Source organism: Flavobacterium branchiarum (genome assembly GCF_030409845.1).
GTDB lineage: Bacteria > Bacteroidota > Bacteroidia > Flavobacteriales > Flavobacteriaceae > Flavobacterium > Flavobacterium branchiarum.
This window is the reverse complement of the sequence record NZ_JAUFQQ010000005.1, coordinates 1,058,732-1,079,566: the sequence shown is the minus strand read 5'-3', so window position 1 is coordinate 1,079,566 and position 20,835 is coordinate 1,058,732. Positions and strand designations below refer to the sequence as shown.

At 32.4% G+C, this 20,835-nt stretch carries 14 protein-coding genes; 10 read left to right on the top strand and 4 right to left on the bottom strand.

All coding sequences use genetic code 11. The features are described from left to right. The first annotated feature begins 74 nt into the window (after nucleotides 1-74). The 9 genes from QWY99_RS16625 (at nucleotide 75) to QWY99_RS16585 (ending at nucleotide 16,657) form a co-directional block, all read left to right on the top strand. Nucleotides 75-824: a DeoR/GlpR family DNA-binding transcription regulator gene (locus tag QWY99_RS16625; protein ID WP_290266785.1), complete on the top strand. Its 750-nt coding sequence runs from the start codon at nucleotides 75-77 to the stop codon at nucleotides 822-824. A gap of 136 nt (nucleotides 825-960) precedes the next feature. Beyond that, entirely contained in the window at nucleotides 961-2,886 is a 1,926-nt protein-coding gene (gene nagB, locus QWY99_RS16620; protein WP_290266783.1) for a glucosamine-6-phosphate deaminase, read from the top strand. Nucleotides 2,887-3,083: 197 nt separating this feature from the next. Next, nucleotides 3,084-5,999 carry an FAD-binding and (Fe-S)-binding domain-containing protein gene (locus tag QWY99_RS16615; RefSeq protein WP_290266781.1) on the top strand — a complete coding sequence of 972 codons (2,916 nt, stop codon included), beginning with the start codon at nucleotides 3,084-3,086 and terminating at the stop codon, nucleotides 5,997-5,999. 112 nt (nucleotides 6,000-6,111) lie between these two features. Continuing rightward, entirely contained in the window at nucleotides 6,112-6,939 is an 828-nt protein-coding gene (locus tag QWY99_RS16610; RefSeq protein WP_290266779.1) for an alpha/beta hydrolase, read from the top strand. Nucleotides 6,940-6,949: 10 nt separating this feature from the next. Further along, nucleotides 6,950-8,788 carry an outer membrane protein assembly factor BamB family protein gene (locus tag QWY99_RS16605; RefSeq protein ID WP_290266777.1) on the top strand — a complete coding sequence of 613 codons (1,839 nt, stop codon included), beginning with the start codon at nucleotides 6,950-6,952 and terminating at the stop codon, nucleotides 8,786-8,788. A gap of 877 nt (nucleotides 8,789-9,665) precedes the next feature. Then, nucleotides 9,666-11,138, top strand: a complete 1,473-nt coding sequence (locus QWY99_RS16600; protein WP_290266775.1) for a glycoside hydrolase family 10-like protein — start codon at nucleotides 9,666-9,668, stop codon at nucleotides 11,136-11,138. A 22-nt stretch (nucleotides 11,139-11,160) separates the two neighbouring features. Then, nucleotides 11,161-13,668, top strand: coding sequence for a beta-N-acetylhexosaminidase (locus QWY99_RS16595; RefSeq protein WP_290266773.1), 2,508 nt, complete (start codon nucleotides 11,161-11,163; stop codon nucleotides 13,666-13,668). A 5-nt stretch (nucleotides 13,669-13,673) separates the two neighbouring features. Further along, the gene (locus tag QWY99_RS16590) at nucleotides 13,674-14,978 is read left to right on the top strand and encodes a serine hydrolase domain-containing protein (protein WP_290266770.1); all 1,305 of its coding nucleotides are present in this window, start codon (nucleotides 13,674-13,676) and stop codon (nucleotides 14,976-14,978) included. Between the two features lie 536 nt (nucleotides 14,979-15,514). Continuing rightward, the gene (locus tag QWY99_RS16585) at nucleotides 15,515-16,657 is read left to right on the top strand and encodes an exo-beta-N-acetylmuramidase NamZ family protein (protein ID WP_290266768.1); all 1,143 of its coding nucleotides are present in this window, start codon (nucleotides 15,515-15,517) and stop codon (nucleotides 16,655-16,657) included. 116 nt (nucleotides 16,658-16,773) lie between these two features. Here QWY99_RS16585 and QWY99_RS16580 read toward each other — a convergent pair whose 3' ends face one another. The 4 genes from QWY99_RS16580 to QWY99_RS16565 all read right to left on the bottom strand — a co-directional run bounded on the left by QWY99_RS16580 (nucleotide 16,774) and on the right by QWY99_RS16565 (nucleotide 19,724). Continuing rightward, the gene (locus QWY99_RS16580) at nucleotides 16,774-17,238 is read right to left on the bottom strand and encodes a PepSY-like domain-containing protein (protein ID WP_290266766.1); all 465 of its coding nucleotides are present in this window, start codon (nucleotides 17,236-17,238) and stop codon (nucleotides 16,774-16,776) included. A 25-nt stretch (nucleotides 17,239-17,263) separates the two neighbouring features. After that, nucleotides 17,264-17,707, bottom strand: coding sequence for a PepSY-like domain-containing protein (locus QWY99_RS16575; protein ID WP_290266764.1), 444 nt, complete (start codon nucleotides 17,705-17,707; stop codon nucleotides 17,264-17,266). Nucleotides 17,708-17,781: 74 nt separating this feature from the next. Next, nucleotides 17,782-19,053, bottom strand: a complete 1,272-nt coding sequence (locus tag QWY99_RS16570; RefSeq protein ID WP_290266762.1) for a sensor histidine kinase — start codon at nucleotides 19,051-19,053, stop codon at nucleotides 17,782-17,784. Beyond that, nucleotides 19,053-19,724: a response regulator transcription factor gene (locus QWY99_RS16565; RefSeq protein WP_290266760.1), complete on the bottom strand. Its 672-nt coding sequence runs from the start codon at nucleotides 19,722-19,724 to the stop codon at nucleotides 19,053-19,055. The genes QWY99_RS16570 and QWY99_RS16565 overlap by 1 nt, the downstream gene beginning before the upstream one ends. 159 nt (nucleotides 19,725-19,883) lie before the next feature. On the opposite strand from QWY99_RS16565, the gene QWY99_RS16560 reads away from it, so the two are divergent. After that, complete coding sequence (locus QWY99_RS16560; protein WP_290266758.1) at nucleotides 19,884-20,834, top strand: DUF4421 family protein; 951 nt, start codon at nucleotides 19,884-19,886, stop codon at nucleotides 20,832-20,834. Nucleotide 20,835: the final 1 nt, after the last annotated feature.

The following is a 20,835-nucleotide window of genomic DNA, read 5'->3' as shown; positions in this document are numbered from 1 at the left end:
AGTTGTTGAGTGTTCTCCTATTTTGAATAGAATTATTTGATATATTTGTGCTAAATCTTTAATTTATCAAAAAAATGCTAAAAGCGGAAAGACATAAATACATAATGACTAGACTCTTTGAAGATCAAAAAGTCGTTACCACAGACTTGGCTTTGGCTTTAGATTTGTCTGAGGACACAATTAGAAGAGATTTAAATGAGCTTGACAACAAGAATCTTCTTGATAAAGTTTATGGTGGAGCTATTCTGCCTACAGAAAAGTCTGCTAATGTCTTTGATATTGCTATAACGGCAGAAGAAGAGAAGAAAGAAATCGTTACAAAAGCATTGTCATTGTTACACGATGGACAGGTTATTATAATGAGTGGAGGAAGTACTAATTTAGTTTTTGCAAAGCTAATCCCTTCAGATTTGAAGGCAACTATATATACGTATAGTTTGCCAATAGCGATGCAACTTTCTCAACATCCAAATATAGATTTGATATTCATAGGTGGAAAAATGCAGAAAAACGCAATGGTTACTATAGGTATGGATGTAATACAGGTTGTGTCTAAGATTAAAGCAGATATTTGTTTCATTGGCGCTAGTAGTATCAATGTGAAACAAGGGTTAACAGAAATAGGTTATGAAGTGTCTATTGTTAAGAAAGCGATGATAGAGTCCTCAGATAGAGTTGTTTCTATGTTTTCTTCAAACAAATTAAATACTAAAATGCCACATGTTGTTTGCGAATTAAGTCAACTAGATACTATTGTTACTAATTTGGATCCAGAAGATTCAAGACTGGAAGAATATAGAAAATCGGGTGTTTTTGTCTTGTAACTAGAAAATCAATCAGTATTTTGTGCGTTATTTTACGTTATTTGAATTTATTTCTGTTAAATAACGCAAAATAATGTATCCGTTTTGTTTTTTGTATATATTTGTTAAACTAATTATTTAACTAAGACTTATATTTATGAAAACCAATACTTCTTTGGCTTACGATATACCTGGGAAATTTGAAGAAACTCGATTTGAAAAAAATCATAATGTAATTTTTAATAGTTCATTAGAGGGTTCAAAAATGGTGGCTCAGGAAATAGCCGAATTAATACGTTCCAAACAATCCAAGAATGAATCTTGTGTACTAGGATTAGCGACAGGTTCATCGCCTATAAAAGTTTATGAGGAATTGGTTCGAATGCATAAAGAAGACGGACTTAGTTTTTATAATGTAGTCTCTTTTAATCTGGATGAATATTATCCAATGACTAAAGAGAATCGTCAGAGTTATCATTATTTCATGCACCAATATCTATTTAACCACATAGATATTAAGCCCGAAAATATAAATATTCCAGATGGAACAGTTGCTTTAGAAGAACTTAATCAATATTGTGTTGATTATGAAATGAAAATTAAAGAAGCTGGAGGGCTTGATTTTCAGTTGTTAGGAATTGGTCGTACTGGACACGTAGGTTTTAATGAGCCTGGTTCGCATATTAATTCAGGAACCAGAATTATAACATTAGATCATATTACAAGAGTCGATGCGTCATCAGATTTTAATGGTATCGACAATGTTCCAAAAAGAGCCATTACCATGGGTGTTTCAACAATTCTTAGATCTAAAAGAATTGTCCTAATGGCTTGGGGACAAAACAAAGCAGCAATTATTAAGAGAACAATACAAGGAGATATTACTTCAGAAGTTCCTGCTACTTTTTTACAAAATCATTCTAATGCAACATTCGTTTTAGATCAGTTTTCTGCATCCGAATTAACCCGTTTCGAAACGCCATGGTTAGTTGGGAGTTGTACATGGACACAAGAATTAAAATGTAAAGCAATTGTTTGGCTTTGTAAAGAAACCAAACAAGCGATATTAAAACTTACTGATAGAGATTATAATAATAATGGAATGTCAGACCTTTTGGCTCAAGAAGGTTCTGCTTATGATTTGAATATTAATATGTTCAATGTTTTACAGCATACCATAACAGGTTGGCCAGGAGGAAAACCAAATACTTCAGATTCACACCGACCAGAAAGAGCCAATCCTGCTAAAAAAAGAGTAATCCTTTTTAGTCCACATCCAGATGATGACGTAATTTCTATGGGTGGAACATTCTCAAAATTAATTAAACAAGGACACGATGTACATGTTGTGTATCAGACTTCTGGAAATATTGCAGTTACAGATGATGAAGCATTAAAGTTTGCAGAAGTATGTAATGACTTTATCGGAAAAGACAAAGAAGGAGTTAATTTTTCAGCAGTTATTGATTTTCTAAATAACAAGACGGAAAATCAAGTGGATTCATTAGAAGTTCGAAAATTAAAAGGACTTATTAGAAGACGTGAATCTTATGCAGCTACTAGATATATTGGTTTAAAAGATGAGAATACGCATTTTTTAGATCTTCCTTTTTATGAAACTGGTCAAATAAAGAAAAATCCTTTAGGGTTAGAAGATATTGCAATCGTTAAAGATATTATTGCAAAAATAAAACCACATCAAGTATTTGCAGCAGGAGATTTAGCCGATCCACATGGTACGCATGAAGTATGTCTGAATGCAATATTTGCCGCAATGAAAGAATTAAAAACAGAAGCCTATATGTACGATTGTTGGTTATGGTTGTACCGAGGTGCTTGGCATGAGTGGGATATTCATGAGATAGACATGGCTGTGCCATTAAGTCCAGATGAGGTAACTATTAAGAGACATGCTATTTTGTATCATCAATCTCAAAAAGACCGAGTAATGTTTCAAGGAAATGACTCAAGAGAATTTTGGGTGCGTGCAGAAGAGCGCAATAAAAATACAGCAAGGTTATATGATGACTTAGGACTTGCAGAATATGAAGCTATCGAAGCTTTCAAGCGTTTTTCTTACTAAGAATCCAATATCGAATAATAATACAGATTTCCAAAATAATGCCCCAAATCCCGCAAGATTATTTACCTCAAACCTAACAATTTTATAAGATGAGTTAGGTTTAATCTTGCAAACTTTCAATATCAAAAAAAGACTTTGAGAGACCATAATAGAGATTAATTATTTTGTATTTTTAAAAAAATAATAGCACCAATTAAATGTCCGATTCTCTCCAATTAAAACAACTATCCAATTCATTAGAAGGAACTCTTTTTTATGATGAACTTCATAAAAAATTATATGCCACTGATGCTTCTGCTTATAGGATTATGCCAGTCGCAGTGGCAGTTCCAAAGACAGAAGAAGATATTGTTAAAATTATTCGCTTTGCAGCAAAAAATAAAATTTCAATTACACCTAGAACAGCAGGAACTTCATTGGCTGGACAAACGGTGGGCAACGGAATAATTGTAGATGTTTCGAAACATTTCACAAAAATTGTAGCTTTTGATCCTGTAAAAAAAACAATAACAGTTCAACCTGGAGTGATTCGCGATGAACTGAATTTGTATTTAAAACCGCATGGTTTATTTTTTGGTCCCAATACTTCAACTACAAATCGATGTATGATTGGAGGAATGGTAGGAAATAATTCATCGGGAACAACGTCCATTCGATATGGAGTTACCCGAGATAAGATAGTTGAGATAAAAGCTATTTTAAGTGATGGTACTACTGCTGTATTCAAAGAAATGTCTTCGGAAGAATTTATCGAGAAGACAAAGGGCGATTCACTTGAAAGTAAAATTTACAAAACAATTTACGAAGAGCTTTCTAATAAAGAAAATCAAGAAGAGATTGTAAAAGAATTTCCAAAGCCAGAAATTCATAGAAGAAATACAGGTTATGCAATCGATTTATTATTAAAATCAGAACTGTTTTCAGGAACTGAAAATACAATAAATTTAGGAAAACTACTTTGTGGAAGCGAAGGAACTTTAGCATTTACCACAGAAATCACATTGAAAGTAGATGATTTGCCACCAACAAATAATGTTATGGTTGTGGCTCATTTTCATACTATTCAAGAAAGCTTAGAAGCGGTAGTTACTGCTATGAAACATCATTTGTACACTTGTGAAATGATGGATGACACGATATTAGATTGTACTAAAACCAATCGAGAACAAGCTAAAAATAGATTTTTTATTCAAGGCGAACCCAAAGCAGTTATTATGCTAGAAGTGGGTTCACATACTAGTATGGAGGATGCCGAATTACAGGCAGATGCTTTGATTAAAGACCTTCAAGAAAATAATTTCGGATATGCTTTGCCTAAAATTTATGGAGCTGATATTGATAAAATTAATGATCTACGAAAAGCAGGTCTTGGTCTTTTAGGAAGTATTGTAGGTGATGATAAAGCAGCTGATTCTATTGAAGATACAGCAGTTGAGTTAAGTGATTTACCTAATTATATCGCCGATTTCTCTGCTATGATGGAAAGTCATGGGCAAAGTGCCATTTATTATGCACATGCAGGAGCAGGAGAAATTCACTTACGCCCAGTTTTAAATTTAAAAACAAAAGAAGGATTACACCAATTTAGAAACATTGCTACCGAAGTGGCTATTTTGGTTAAAAAATATAGAGGTTCGCTGAGTGGAGAACATGGCGACGGAATAGTTCGTGGTGAGTTTTTGCCTTTTATGATAGGAGATAAAAATTACGAATTATTAAAACGAATTAAAAGCGCTTTTGATCCAAATACAATTTTGAATGTTGGGAAAATTGTAAATGCTTTTAAGATGGATGAAAATCTTCGTGTAGAAGCAGGAAGGGTAGAACCAGATATTAAAACTCTTCAGGATTTTTCGGATAGCATGGGGATTTTGCGTGCTGCCGAAAAATGCAATGGCTCAGGGGATTGTAGAAAATTACCTTCGACAGGAGGTACTTTATGCCCGAGTTACCGAGCAACACGAAATGAAAAAGATACGACACGCGCCAGAGCCAATGCTTTGAGAGAATATTTAACACATTCGGAGAAAGACAATAAATTCGATCACGAAGAATTGTATAAAGTATTTGAGTTGTGTGTGAGCTGTAAAGCATGTGCAAGCGAATGTCCAAGTAATGTAGACGTAGCGACTTTAAAATCAGAGTTCTTATACCAATATCAAAAAGCAAACGGTTTTTCTATCCGTAATAAAATATTTGCTTTTAACTCTAAATTGAACAAGTTAGGAAGCATTGCTCCATCGATGACTAATTTTGTAGCCAACTTAGGTTTGGTTAAAAAAGGAATGGGAATAGCATCCAAAAGACAAGTTCCTTTATTGGCACCAACAACTTTTAGGAAATGGTATCAAAAAAATAAAAAGTCAGCAGAAAGTAATACTTTCGAAAACGGGAAAGTATATCTTTTTTGTGATGAATTTACCAATTATTACGATGTTTCTGTTGGAATTGATGCTTACGAATTGTTAACCCAATTAGGTTACGAAGTAGTTGTAGTAGATCATGAAGAAAGCGGAAGAGCTTTTATATCCAAGGGATTTTTAGAAGAAGCACAAGTTATAGCCAATAAAAACGTGACCATTTTTAAAGATTTAATCTCAGAAAGTACGCCTTTGATTGGAATTGAGCCATCAGCAATATTGACTTTTAGAGACGAATATATCCGATTAGTAAAAGACAAAGAAAGCGCTGAAAAATTGTCAAAAAACACCTTTACCATCGAAGAGTTCTTTAAAAGAGAGATTACAAAAGAGAAAATTCATTCAGAGCAATTTTCTGATGTGGAGAAAACAATAAAAATTCACGGACACTGCCATCAAAAATCATTGAGTACAGTTGAAGCCTCTTTTGCCATGTTGAATTTGCCAAAAAATAGTTCAGTTACGATTTACAATTCAGGTTGTTGTGGTATGGCAGGTTCATTTGGGTATGAAAAAGAGCACTATGAAATTAGTATGCAAATGGGAGAGGATACTTTATTTCCAAAAATTAGAACAACCGAAGCTACAACAGCAATTGCAGCTGCAGGAACAAGTTGCCGTCATCAGATTTTTGATGGAACCAATAGAAAAGCAATGCATCCAGTGACAATTTTGAGGGATTGTTTGAGATAAATTTCTCAAATTTTATTTTATATTTTTTTGTAAAATGTATTAGAAAATTTTTTTTCAGATGCATTTTAATGGATAACTATTGCTCATTTTAAAAGAAACACAGCATGATTTTATGAAAAAAGTGACACATATAATTCTCTTAGTATTCGTGTTTTTTTCTGCTAAAGCGGCTAAAGTTGATACTTTAGATGTTTACAGCACAGCAATGAAAAAAAACATAAAAACCTGTGTTATAACTCCAGATAGCTATAAAAAAGGAAAGAAAAAATTACCAGTTGTTTATCTGCTCCATGGCTATAGTGGAAATTATGCAACATGGATAAAAAGCTTTAAAGAAGTTTCGAAACAAGTTGATAAATATAATTTTATAGTAATTGGAGTTGATGGGAATTATTCAAGTTGGTATTTTGATAGTCCAATTGATGCTGAATTTAAATATGAAACCTATATAATCGATGAATTAATTCTATTTATAGACAAGAAATACAAAACCATTGCAAGTCGTGAGGGCAGAGCTATTTCGGGTCTTAGTATGGGCGGACATGGAGCGTTGTATTTGTCGTTCAAACATCAAGAAGTATTTGGAGCAGCAGGAAGCATGAGCGGCGGAGTCGATTTTCGTCCATTTCATGAAAAGTGGGATATAAAAAAACGACTGGGCTCAATAACTGAATTTCCTGAGAATTGGAATAGAAATACAGTTGTTACTATGCTAGAACTAGTACAAAGTAATAAGCTCAATCTTATTATTGATTGTGGGGTAGATGATTTTTTTATTGATGTAAACAGACAGCTTCATGAAAAGATGCTTGCTTTAAAAATAAACCACGATTATATAGAGCGTCCAGGGAAACACAATATCGAATATTGGGAGAACTCTTTGAAATTTCAGTTACTGTTTTTCGATAATTTTTTTAAGGACAAAGTAAACACAAAGTAAAAAGCAACTTATGAAATATCTATATTCCAAAATTCTGTTGCTTTTTATAATAGCATCAGGCTTCTCTCAGAATACAGAAAAAAAGGGAAATATTAAGTTTGTACAACTTACTGATTTGCATGTTTCTGTTGGGAATGAAAATGATTTTTTATTACAAAATAGTATAAAAGAGATTAATAATTCCGATAATGAATTTGTCGTAGTTACAGGAGATTTAACAAATCGTGGTGCAGATGATGAACTAAACCAAGTACATGCGGTTCTAGCAACTTTAAAAATTCCCTATTATGTTATTTCGGGAAATCATGAAACAAATTGGAGCGAAAGTGCTGGCTTAACCTATAAGAAATTGTGGGGTAATGACCGATTTGTATTTTCAAAAGGTGAGTATCTTTTCATAGGTTTTCCGTGTGGTCCTTATATGAAAATGGGCGATGGATTTGTAAAACATGAAGATGTGCTTTGGCTAGATAAAACATTAAAAGACAGTCTTAAAAACAGTAATAAAAAAGTATTGAATTTTGCACATTACCCATTAGATAATAATGTTAGTAATTATAAAGAAGTACTGACTGTTTTAGAGAAATATCCGACTGTTGCTAGTTTTTGTGGTCATGGACATACCTTAAAAAAATATAATTTTTCTGGATTGAGTGGTATTATGGGCGCATCAATTACATCACGTGACGGAAAAACCAAAAGTTATAATGAAGTAATTATCGGTAAAGATAGCATTAGTATTTATCAGAAAGAGATTGGGAAATTAGGAGTTTTTAAATTTTCTGTCCCAACAAAACCTTCAAAAATAGAAATAGCAAAAGACAACTTTGAAACCAATTTACCTCCTTTTATGAAAGATATTGCATCCGTTTATAGTGTGCCTAGTTTTGATAAAAAGAGTATTTATTTTGCTAATTCAATTGGCGAAATACAATCTGTCAACTTAAAAAGTAAAGCTCTGAATTGGAAAATAGAAACAGGAAATTCAATTTATTTCTCTCCAACCATTGTAAATAATAGTCTTGTTGTAGGCACAATAGAAGGGAATGTTTTAGGATTTGACAAACAATCGGGCAAACAAAAATGGAGCATTCCTGTTGGAGGAGTTTTGGTAGGTTCGCCAATTGTAGAAAACAATAAACTTTATACAGCAAGTTCAATAGCCTTTATTTGTATTGATGCGGTAACAGGAAAAATAATTTGGCAAAATAAATCACCCTTGTCTTACTCACAAGGAACTCCTTTGATACATGGTGATGAAATTATTTTTGGAGCATGGGATACCAATCTCTATTGTTTAAATAAAAACACAGGAGAACTTATTTGGAAATGGAATAACGGAAATGATAAGCAAGTTTTGTATTCAGCAGGAAATGTAAATGTAGTTGCTTCAAAAAGCAGACTTTATTTTGTTACTCCCGAACGATACTTGACCATTTTAGAAAAGGAAACAGGCAAAACACTTTTGAGAACCTCAAAATGGAAAGTAAGAGAATCTATGGGGCAAAGTCAAGATGGAAAGTGGTTTTATGCAAAAACAATGAATGGAGAACTGTTAAGATTGCCACTAAGTGATGATTTAGAATTAACAGAAGAAAATTTAGTTGAAAAAAGTAAAGTTTTAGACTTAAAATTGGGATACGAACACAATCCAGCTCCAATATTCGAAAACAATAACAAAATATACATAGGAAGCCGAAAAGGAGAAGTTGTTATAGTAGATGCTGAAAAATTTGAAATTATAAGACAAATAAATTTAGGAAGTTCAAGTGTAAATGGATTTACGAAGGATAATCAAGGGCGAGTCTGGACATCGCTCATAGAAGGAGGAATCTATTTGTTAGAGTAAATTATTGGCGTGATTCTAACAGTAAATTTAAAAACTTCGCAAGCCTAGCGTAATGCTTTGCGAACTTAGCGGTTTAATTTTTTTCAGCCACAGATTAAAAGAATTAGAGAGATTTAAAGCATAGCGAACCTTGCGGTTAAATTTTCAAACAGATTAAAGAATTACAGAGCATATTAATTAACTAAAAAGCAGTAATCATGAAGAGAATAAAACTTAGCGAACCTTGCGAAACCCTAGCGAACTTTGCGGTTAAAATTTTCACACAGATTAAAAGGATTAGATAGATTTAAAAACATAGCGAACCTAGCGAAATCCCTAGCGAACTTAGTGATTAAATTTTTTTCAGCTACAGATTAAAAGAATTAGATAGATTTAAAAACATAGCGAACCTAGCGAAATCCCTAGCGAACTTTGCGGTTAAAATTTTCACACAGATTAAAAGGATTAGATAGATTTAAAAACATAGCGAACCTAGCGAAATCCCTAGCGAACTTAGTGATTAAATTTTTTTCAGCTACAGATTAAAAGAATTAGAGAGATTTAAAACATAGCGACCCTAGCGAAATCCCTAGCGAACTTTGCGGTTAAATTTTTCACACAGATTAAAAGAACTAGAGAGATTTAAAACATAGCGAACCTAGCGAAATCTCTAGCGAACTTAGCGATTAAATTTTCAAGTAGATTAAAAGAATTACACAGCATATTAATTAAAAAACAGTAATTATGAAGAGTATAAAACTTAGCGACCCTAGCGAAACCCCTTGCGAACTTTGCGGTTAAAATCTTCAGCTACAGATTTAAAAACATTGCGATTAAAACTTTCTTCAAATAGATTATAATAATTTCAGAGCATATTAATTAACCAAAAACAGTAATTATGAAGAGTATAAAACTTTTGATTCTAGTACTATTGTTTCAAACCAATCTTTTCAGCCAAGAATCACCAAAAAGAGAAATGCGAGCTGCTTGGATATCAACCGTAGATAATATTGATTGGCCATCAAAACCAGGTCTTTCAGACAAAGAAATGAAAGCCGAAATGATAGTGCTTTTGGATAATTTACGATCCTATAATCTAAATACAGTAGTTTTTCAAATCCGTCCCACGGCCGATGCTTATTACAAATCGACCAAGGAGCCAGCATCACATTGGATAACAGGAAAGCAAGGAGTGGCACCCGGTTTTGATCCGTTGCAGTTAGTGATAGATGAAGCAGGAAAAAGAGGGATGAGTGTACACGTTTGGCTTAATCCGTATCGCGTACAAAAAGACACAACCAAAGAGGTGTTAGCAAAAACGCATTTGTATTTTAAGAAGCCAGAGCTATTTGTTACTTACGGAAAAACAAGATATTTTAACCCAGGTTTTAAAGAAACTAGAAATTTTGTAGCCTCAGTAGTGGGTGAGATAGTCCGTAATTATGACATTCAGGCCATCCACATGGACGATTATTTTTATCCATATAAAATTGCAGGACAAGAATTCCCAGATCAAGTAGCATTTGAAAAAGAACCTCGACAATTTAAAGACAAAGACGACTGGCGAAGAGATAATGTAGATTTAATAATTAAGCAAATCAGAGATACTATAATTGCAAACAAACCTGAGGTTGAATTTGGTATTTCACCTTTTGGAGTATGGCGAAATAAAGCGAAAGATTCAGAAGGGTCAAATACAATGGCAGGAGCTACAAATTATGATGATTTATATGCTAATATTTTAAAATGGCAAAAAGAAAACTGGATAGATTATGTAACGCCTCAACTATACTGGCATATTGGTTTTGATAGGGCAAATTTTGAAGTATTGGCAAAGTGGTGGGCAGAACGTAAATATGGCGCAAATGTTTATATCGGTCATGGAGAGTATAAAATTTCTAAAACTTCTAAAGAGGAAGAATGGAGAAGTCCAAATCAAATTGTGAAGCAAATAGAAATGATTAGAAGCTTACCATTATTAGATGGTTCGATGCATTTTACGGCAAACGTTTTTAAAAGAATGGGAGATACGCTCAGAAAACCTATTATTCAAAAGCAATATAAATACATTGCATTGACACCCGAAGCAAATAGAATTACAAGGATAAAACCAGAGCGACCAGTAAGTACTTCGATTACTCAAAAGGGAGATCAAATGCTACTGACATGGAAGCCTGGAGCGCACAATCAAAAATTTGTGATTTACAGATTTAATAAAGGGAAAATAACCGATTTCTCTAATCCAGAGAATATTTATTATGTAACTACATCTACAAAATTAGAAGTGCCGAGCGCTAATTTTAAAAATTACACTTATGCTATTACTGCTTTGAGTCCGACACAAATTGAAAGTATTCCAATAGAATTTTAATACAATAAAAAGCCAGAAAAAAATGAAAAAAAGTATACTGCTAATTGCCGTTTTTTTGAGTTCCCTGAATGTTTTACAGGCTCAGAAACTAGATCTAATTCCGAGGCCAGTTAAGATAGAACAGCAACAACAAAAAGTGTTTGTCATTCCATCATCAGTAAAGGTTATTATTGATAAAAAAATTCAAAAAAGTGCCACATATATTGCTAGTAATTTTTTAAAAAATACAGGAATAAATTCAATTGTAACAACGGGGAAAGCGCATGAAAAAAATGCAATATCTTTTTTGGTAGATGAAAAAATGAATATCCCTACTGACGGTTATGAATTGAATGTAACAAAAAAAGGAGTACTTATAAAAGGAAAATCTGCAAATGGAGTGCTAAATGGTTTTCAGACTTTACTTCAAATTTGTTCAGCAAAAGAGGTGAAAAAAGGAACGATTCCCTTTGTAAAAATAGAAGACTATCCTCGTTTTGAATGGCGTGGAATGATGCTTGATGTATCAAGACAGTTTTTTGATAAAGGAACCGTTAAGAATTATATTGACTGGTTAGCAGCACACAAGATGAACATTTTTCATTGGCATCTTACAGACGATAATGGCTGGAGAGTAGAAATTAAATCAATGCCAGACTTAACTAAAAAAGGAGCTTGGAGAGGTCCAGGAGAAGTATTGTTGCCATCATACGGATCAGGAGACAAACGCTACGGAGGGTTTTATACACAAGAAGATATAAAAGAAGTGGTTGCTTATGCCTCAGATCGAGGAGTTTCAATTATGCCAGAGATCGAAATCCCAGGACATTCACGTGCAGTAACAGCATCTTATCCTGAAATAGGTTGCGTAACCACACAGGAAACAAAAAGTGTTCAAGGAGAAGTTAAAAATGTTTGGTGTGTAGGTCGAGAAGAAAACTACCAAATTTTAGACTCAATTATTAGAGAATTTACAGGATTATTTCCTTTTGATTATATACATGTTGCAGGAGATGAGGTAAACAGAGCCAATTGGGAGCAATGCCCAAAATGTAAAGCTTTGATGGAAAAAGAAGGATATACAGATACTTTTCAGCTTCAGAATTATTTCTTTAAACGTGTCGAGAAAATTGTTGAGAAATACAATAAAAAAACAGCAGGTTGGAATGAGATTCTGAAAGGGGGAGAACTGAGCCCGAAAACAGAAATTTTTGCATGGCAAGGGATCAACTACGGAATAGAATCTGTTAAGAAAGGACATTCAACTATTATGATTCCTGGGCAATATATGTATTTTGATATGGCACAATCTGAAACGGAACGCGGTCATCGTTGGGCAGCTATTACAGATACAAAAAGAGCTTATTCTTATGAGCCTATTCCTGAGAATGATTTGACGCCAGAGCAACAAAAATTGATCAAAGGAGTTCAAGGAGCTTTATGGAGTGAATATCTAGATCGTCCAACACGATTTATGGAGTACCAAAGTTACCCACGAATCAGTGCTTTGTCGGAAATTGGATGGTCTAAAAAAGAATATAAAAACTGGGATGATTTCTACAGTAGGTTAACGAATAGCCATTTACAACGTTTGGCAAATATGGGAATTGCTTTTAGAGATTTTCCGCCTACAGCGATTTATACAAACGGAAGTATTACTGTTACACCGCCTTATGAAGGAGCAGTTGTACGTTATGATGCAGAAGGAAATGAACCTACAAGACAATCACTTTTGTATACAAATCCAATTCAGACAAAAGAATATGAGCAATACCAGTTTCGTACTTTTTTCAATGATGATACAGCAAGTCCAGCAGTAAAAGTAGAAAAATTACCAGTGGCAACTTGGGCTACTTCAAAAGTAGAGACTTTAACTATCTCAGAGAATATTTCGGAAAACATCGACAAAAAAGGAATTTGGTATTTAACGTTTAACCCAACAACAGAAGGAACAAATAGTGGAATAATAAGAACAGTTTCACTTTTTGAAAACGATAAGTTAATACAAGCGTATTCTGAAGATAGAGCATTAAAATCAAAACCTCGTTTGCGATTTGTAATTGATAATTATAATGATAAAAACACGTATCGCTTGGAATTTACGGTTGAAAATAAAGAAGCAAAAGAATCTGCTGCAAAAGTAAATTTCAATTGCTCGCCTTATATAGAACCAGAGGTAAAAGTAACTTCATCGATGGTTGAAAACCCAAAATTTCCATTCACAAAATTAGAAGATTATAATATAGAAAGCTATTTGCGTACAGATGTTCCATGTGTAAGTGGAGACTGGATTTTATACACTTTTGCTAATCCTGTAACTTCTTCTAAAATTGATGTGTTGACAGGAATTCCACATCATCCTAGATTCATTATCAACAATGGATATGTCGAGTATTCATATAACGGTATTGATTTTATAAAAGGAGATAGTTTTGATTATGGAAATGCATCCATTTATCCAAAACAACCTGTTAAAGCAGTGAGGATTATGATTACAGGAACAAATAATGAGCCTATTATGGCAGGTCAGGATTTAAGAATTTACCCTTGATAAGAATGAAGAAAATAGGAGTTAGAATCGTACTTGTTTTTTTGATCCTTTTAGGGATTAGTTGCCATTCCCTAAAAAACACAAAAGAGCCTTTTGATATAAAACGAAATGAAGTTTACATTGATTCAATGATGAATAATGCGCTCGAAAAAGGATTTTTCCCAGGAGCACAAATTATTGTAGGAAGTAAAGACGCTGTTTTTGTATCAAAAAATTATGGATATCATAATTATTCAAAAACTGAATTAGTAAAAACAGAGGATGTGTACGATCTAGCTTCTATGTCTAAAGTTTTAGGCGCAACTCTAGTAGCAATGCACTTGGTTGGAGAAGATAAAATAAAGTTAGATGATAAACTGGGAGATGCAGTTGTTGTGTATAAGAACACCGCTATTGCTGATTTAACTCTTTTTGAATTGCTAACTCATACTACAGGTTTAAAATCTGGAATTGTTTTTTATCAAAGTTTACTTTCTACATCAAACGGATTGCCGTTGTTGAGTAGTCAGCAATCAGAGGATTATCCAAACTTATTTGACAATATGTATGTAAATAAGACTATTATTTACGATGCCAACTATTTGTCTTTTGAGCCAAAAGACAATTATATTCAGATATATAAAAATATGTGGTTGAATCCAGAATTTTATAAAACTGTTTATGAAAAAATAGCTTTGGCAAGAACTAATCCTAGAGGTAATTATTTGTATAGTGATCTAAATTTGATTCTTGCACAACAGATGATGGAGGCAAAAACAGGTTTGAAGCTTGACGAATTGGCAAAAGAAATTTATAGTGAATTAGGTATTTCAAAAATTGGATATAATCCTTTGAAATGGACAATAGAGCAAGATGTTATTCCAACTGAAATTGATAATTTTTTTAGAAAGGACACCATTAAAGGATATGTACATGATGAAGCAGCGGCTATTTTAGGAGGTGTTTCTGGCAATGCAGGGTTATTTGCAAACGTAACGTCAATCTCGGGAATATGCCAGATGTTACTCAATAAAGGGGAGTATAAAGGAAAACAAATTTTAAAATCAAAGGTGGTTACTGCCTTTACAAAATCGCCTCTGGCTAAAAAAGGAATTTATCGCGGACTCGGTTTTGACAAGCGTAAACCTGATGAATTTTATAAGAAAAATGATTTTGGGCATACTGGTTTTACGGGAACTTTTTTCTTTATGAATCCTGATAATGATAGGTTTCTAATTATACTTAGTAATCGTGTAAACCCTTCTAGAACCAATAAGTTAATGTACAAAGATGATTTTAGCCCGAAAATTTGGAAACAAATAAACAATTAAAGTTAGTCTAGGTTTATCTATCCTAACAGGTTTCAAAAAGCGGTTAGGTATTAATTAAGTAATAGCCACAGATTAAAAGATTCTCACAGATTTTTGATCAATTTAATCTTTTAATCAGTGGCAAAAAATAAAGTAACGAAAGCTTATTTCTCCTAACAGGTTTTAAAATTCGGTTAGGTATTAATTAAGTAATAGCCACAGATTAAAAGATTCGCATAGATTTTTTAATCAATTTAATCCTTTAATCAGTGGCAAAAAAACAAAGTAACGAAAGCTTATTTCTCCTAACAGGTTTCAAAAATCGGTTAGGTATTAATTAAGTAATAGCCACAGATTAAAAGATTCGCATAGATTTTTAATCAATTAAATCCTTTAATCTGTGGCTAAAAAACAAAGTAACTAAAGCTTATTTCTCCTAACAGGTTTTAAAAATCGGTTAGGTATTAATTAAGTAATAGCCTCAGATTAAAAGATTCTCACAGATTTTTAATCAATTAAATCCTTTAATCTGTGGCTAAAAATAAAAAATAAACTCTATGAAAAAACTAACATTAATCTGTGTGCTAATTGCGACAGTTTCATTTGCACAAAATATAAAAACAGGAGCAGAGAACAGTACGGCATACTTACCAATTCTTAAGGGAAAAACAATTGGTATTGTAACCAACCAAACAGGAATCATTGATAAGAAAACCCATCTGGTTGATTTTTTAGTTGAAAAGAAAATTAAGATAAAAACCATTTTTGCACCAGAGCATGGTTTTAGAGGAACTGCCGATGCAGGAGAACATGTTTCAGATGAGATCGATTCAAAAACAGGATTATCCATTGTATCTCTTTATGGAAAGAATAATAAGCCAAGTTCCGAGCAATTGAAGGGAATAGATATTATGGTTTTTGATTTACAAGATGTGGGAACGAGGTTATACACTTACGTTTCTACAATGCACAGAATAATGGAAGCTTGCGCAGAGAACAATATTCCGTTAATAGTGATGGATAGACCTAATCCAAACATTGCAATTGTAGATGGTCCCGTTTTAGATATTGCTTTTAAAAGTGGCATTGGTATGCATCCAACTCCTTTGCTTCACGGCATGACATTGGGCGAGGAAGCTAAAATGATTAATGGAGAAAAATGGCTTAAAGATGGAATTCAATGCAAGTTGACTGTTATTCCGTGTTTGAATTATGATAGGACGATGAGTTATAGTTTACCAGTTAGACCATCACCTAATTTGCCTAATGATCAATCGATAAATCTATATGTTAGTTTGTGTCTTTTTGAAGGAACTAATGTAAGTATGGGACGCGGGACAGAGAAGCAATTTCAAATTTATGGATCTCCTTTTTTACCAAAAAGCAATTTTGCATTTACTCCTAAGCCTAATTTTGGAGATAAAGATCCTCTGTATAACGGAATAGAATGTAATGGAGAGGATTTGTCAGCAATTCCTAAAATTGACAAACTAGAGATCAAATGGTTGATTAAAGCATATCAATCAACATCAGATAAATCAAAGTTTTTTGAAAAAAGAAAGTTCTCTATACGAGCAGGAAATGAAAAGTTGCAACAACAAATTGAAGAAGGAATCTCAGAAGAAGAGATAAGAAATAGTTGGAAAGAAGGTTTACAAGCTTTTAAAATAATGAGAAAGCAGTATCTAATTTACAAATAGGAAAAAAAACATTAGGTTGAGAATTAGTTGAAAGTAGTAAATTTTTTTGTTTATTTTTTTTTGGTTAGAAATACCGCCTCAAATTATGAGGCGGTATTTTGATTTTTATAGCATTCTTATTTATCTATTCGAATAAAATTTCCTTCAAGATCAAATACAAGCTCTAAATTATTAGAGAGTTCTATTTCTATTTGTGTTTTTTCGTTATCGATTGCAGTTACAGATTGATCTGGATATTTTTCTTTGACATAAGCATTAATTTTTGCTGGAATTAACTCCACCGGAATTGCTTGGTTGTTTCCATCAATGTCAATCCAATTTCCATCTTTATCAAAATCAATTTCAAAATTATTACTTAATAAGACATCATAAATAGAACCATCTGAATCAGGAATTCTTTGTTTTGTTATGAGTTTATAAGTGGCAGTAGGGAAATAAGTGGTAACAAAAATAGTTGCCAGCTTTGGTAAATCATTTGAGCTGATTGTATACTCGTCGTCATCATCATTATCACTGTGACAAGATGTTATCGAGAATAAAAGGGTTAAGGCAATGAAGCCCGATAAGATTGTTTTTTTCATGATTATAGTATTAAATTAATTATTCTTAATCGTCAATTCTGATAAAATTGCCCTTAGAGTTGAATTCTAACTCTAAATCGTTACTTAAGTTTATTTCATAACCCCAAGCACCCTTATCAATCTTTGTTATTACTGTATTAGTAAAATAAGTATTTACGTAAGATACTATTTTTTTAGGAATTATATTTATAGGAATAGCTTTATTATTTCCGTCTATTTCTTCCCAGTTCCCTTTTGCATCAAATTCAACCTCGACATTGTCTGGAAACTGTACTTTGTAGTCTTTTGAAAATATTTCTTTATCCTCAATTATATAAGTTGGTTCTTGCCCTGAAAAGTGGGTTCTTAAAAAGGATTGAGCATTTGTAGGTAATGCTGTTTTAGTGATTACTGTTTTTTGAGCATTTACAGAGATTCCAAATGCTAATCCTGTTATTAAACAAATAGCTAAGTTTAATTTATTTTTCATAATGTTTGTTATTTAATTCTAATGCAAGTGTACTATTGGAATTTGGAAACAATTAGGAAAAAATGGAATAAAGGCTACTTTTTAAAAAATAGAATTTTGAATTGATGATTTCCAGGATATAAATATTCGATCGTGATTGAATAGTTATTTATAATTGATTTTACAATAGATAACCCCAAACCAGTAGACTCATTAGTTGTAGTATGGCGATAGAATCTTCCGAAAATTAGGTCAGGATTCAATGGAGGATTCTTTCCGCTATTCGAAATTGTAATATCATTTTTGTTTATTATGAAATTTACAAAACCTCCAGGATGATTATGTATTAATGCATTTTTTAATAAATTGCTAATCAATGCAATTGCCAATCCTTTGTTCATTATAAAGTATAAACGTTCATTTTCGGTTATAGTTATTTTTACTTTTTTGAACTCGGCTAAGTCAGCGTAGTCATCGGTTAATAATAAAATGAGTTCATTAAAATTAATGTTTTCACCTTCCGCAAATTGTTGATTTTCTATTTTAGATAGCATTAATAAAGATTTATTTAACCGTGTCATTCGATTTAAACTATCAGTTATCTTTCCTATTTCCATCATCTGTTCATCTGGGAGATCATTATTTTCTGCAAATAACTCAAGCTTGTTAATGCTAATAGCTAGCGGAGTTTGCAACTCATGGGAAGCGTTTTCTATAAATTGTTTCTGACTCGAATAGATTATTTCATTACGATTTAGCATTTTCTCTACTTCCTTCGCTAAAATATTGAATTCATCTATTGGTGAATTTATTTGTTTTAATTGGCTACTAGTTCCTAATTTAATTTCTTTTAGATTTTCTAATATGGTATGAAATGATTTCCATATTTTTTTTAAGAGTAGATGATTTACAGCAAGTATACTTATAACTAGCATAACATATAACCCTATTAATGCTAAAAATAAGTCTTCAAGTAATTCATCTTCTTCAACAATTGAAGCTTTTATGATTAATTCATAAGGGTTGCCTTTGTCATCTCTAAAAATGGTTTTTAATGTACGGATGGGTTGGTTGTCATTATCATATTCCATGAATTCTTTAGAAGTTGAGAATTCGTCCTTTTGAGAGTAATTTCCTTTAGGTATAGGTTTTATTGTAAATTTGTTAATTCCAAATTTAGGTGAGTTTAGTAGATTTTTGTCGGCAAAGGCATGACGAATAATCATGATTTTTGAGTTTTTTAAATCATCATCAATATTGTCATGTACTTCATCTAAAATAAGCATATAAAAAATTCCAGCCCAAATTGGTATAACAATTAGGAGTGTAAGAGCTAGATAGCGAAGAGTATAATTTTGTAATTTCATTAATTCATTTTATATCCAATACCGTAAACTGCCTGTATGTCTATTTCTGCCTGACTGTCTTTCAGTTTTTTGCGTAAATTTTTAATCTGTGAATATACAAAATCTAAATTATCAGCCTGGTCAGTATGATCCCCCCAAACATATTCGGCTATTGCAGTTTTATTAATTAATCGATTCGGATTGATTATAAAATAGTAAAGTAAATCAAACTCTTTTCGGTTTAGAATTAGTTCATTGTTGTCTATAGAAACTGTTCGTTGTTCAGGACAAAGCACTATGTTTTTCCAAGTAATTAAATTATCTCCATTATGGTTATTCCTGCGAATTGCTGATTTTATTCGAGCATGTAACTCAGACAAATGAAAAGGCTTACTTAAGTAATCATCGGCTCCCAAATCTAATCCTTTCACTTTATCATCAACAGCATCTTTGGCCGAAATGATAATAATAGCACTTTGTTTTTTTTGTCTTTTTACTTCAAGAAGTAAGTCAAGTCCATTTCCATTTGGAAGCATGATATCAATTAAAATACAATCGTAATCATATGCACCTAGTTTGTCTAGTCCAGAAACATAATCATGTGCGGTTTCGACAATATATTTCTCTTTTTCAAGGGATTGTTGTACAACTTCACGTAAACCAGCCTCATCTTCTATTATTAAAATTTTCATGTTTTGTCTGTTTTATGTAATTCAAAAGTATAAATAGTAACCAAAATAAAACGCGAATTTTGGAAACATTTAGGAATAAATGCCACTATTGCTTTTTTTAGCTTTTATAAGCCATGCTCTTAATATAATAAGATGTAATAAATTCCGTTTTTTATCATAATGAAAACTTTTTTTTATTTTTTACTCCTATTTGCTCTTCCTTATTTTAGCCAAGCCCAGGTTGAGGTTGACACTTCTTATATTAAACCCTTTGAAAATCATCTTTCTATTCGGATATATCAGTCAATGAAGTTTATTTCTATGGAACAAAAAATAGGAGGAGAGATAAAGAAATTTATGCCAAATACACCAATGAATTTAGGTTTTGGAGTTTCTTTAAACAATACTATAATTAATTTGAGTTATGGATACGGCCTAAATTTCATGAGGGATAAGGAAAAAGGAAAAACAAAAGCATTAGATTTTCAGATTCATAATTATGGGCGAAAGTTTATTATCGATCTTTTTATTCAAAAGTACCAAGGATTTTATACTGCAGATGATAATGATAAAAACATAGAATTGCATCCTGATTTAAGTATTGAACAATATGGTGCATTTGGGCAGTATGTTTTTAATAATAAAAAGTTCTCGTATAAAGCGGCCTTTAATCAAAACGAAAGACAATTAAAATCGGCAGGAAGTTTTTTGCTAGGAGGAGGAATTTATTTTACAAAAATTGGTTCAGATAGTTCTTTTGTGCATAAGAGCAAGAATTCATTGCGAAATTTTCAGTTTGGTGTAAGTGGAGGTTATGCTTATACTTGGGCGATTAGTGAAAAATGGTTTGCTAGTGGTTCAGCAACAGTGGGAGTTAATTTTGGTACAGAAAGAATAAATGATTTTGGTAAAAAAAAGATAGAAGTATACCCAACATTTTTTCCAAGAGTGGCAATAGGATATAATAAAGAAAAATGGTCACTTGGTTTATCCTATGTTAATAATCTTATTTTTTCTTCATTTTCAGATAATGAAACTAGTAACATAGGATTGTCCTCAGGAAATTTTCAGATTGCTTATATATGGAGGCTTGATTCTAATCCTTTTTGGGGCAAGAAAAAAGCAGATTAAA

What these genes read in the sequence shown, in the direction of transcription:
- QWY99_RS16560 (WP_290266758.1), top strand. Translation starts at nt 19,884, where the DNA reads ATGAAAACTTTTTTTTATTTTTTACTCCTATTTGCTCTTCCTTATTTT.
- QWY99_RS16575 (WP_290266764.1), bottom strand. Translation starts at nt 17,707, where the DNA reads ATGAAAAATAAATTAAACTTAGCTATTTGTTTAATAACAGGATTAGCA.
- QWY99_RS16610 (WP_290266779.1), top strand. Translation starts at nt 6,112, where the DNA reads ATGAAAAAAGTGACACATATAATTCTCTTAGTATTCGTGTTTTTTTCT.
- QWY99_RS16570 (WP_290266762.1), bottom strand. Translation starts at nt 19,053, where the DNA reads ATGAAATTACAAAATTATACTCTTCGCTATCTAGCTCTTACACTCCTA.
- QWY99_RS16590 (WP_290266770.1), top strand. Translation starts at nt 13,674, where the DNA reads ATGAAGAAAATAGGAGTTAGAATCGTACTTGTTTTTTTGATCCTTTTA.
- QWY99_RS16565 (WP_290266760.1), bottom strand. Translation starts at nt 19,724, where the DNA reads ATGAAAATTTTAATAATAGAAGATGAGGCTGGTTTACGTGAAGTTGTA.
- QWY99_RS16625 (WP_290266785.1), top strand. Translation starts at nt 75, where the DNA reads ATGCTAAAAGCGGAAAGACATAAATACATAATGACTAGACTCTTTGAA.
- QWY99_RS16600 (WP_290266775.1), top strand. Translation starts at nt 9,666, where the DNA reads ATGAAGAGTATAAAACTTTTGATTCTAGTACTATTGTTTCAAACCAAT.
- QWY99_RS16595 (WP_290266773.1), top strand. Translation starts at nt 11,161, where the DNA reads ATGAAAAAAAGTATACTGCTAATTGCCGTTTTTTTGAGTTCCCTGAAT.
- QWY99_RS16605 (WP_290266777.1), top strand. Translation starts at nt 6,950, where the DNA reads ATGAAATATCTATATTCCAAAATTCTGTTGCTTTTTATAATAGCATCA.
- nagB (WP_290266783.1), top strand. Translation starts at nt 961, where the DNA reads ATGAAAACCAATACTTCTTTGGCTTACGATATACCTGGGAAATTTGAA.
- QWY99_RS16580 (WP_290266766.1), bottom strand. Translation starts at nt 17,238, where the DNA reads ATGAAAAAAACAATCTTATCGGGCTTCATTGCCTTAACCCTTTTATTC.
- QWY99_RS16615 (WP_290266781.1), top strand. Translation starts at nt 3,084, where the DNA reads ATGTCCGATTCTCTCCAATTAAAACAACTATCCAATTCATTAGAAGGA.
- QWY99_RS16585 (WP_290266768.1), top strand. Translation starts at nt 15,515, where the DNA reads ATGAAAAAACTAACATTAATCTGTGTGCTAATTGCGACAGTTTCATTT.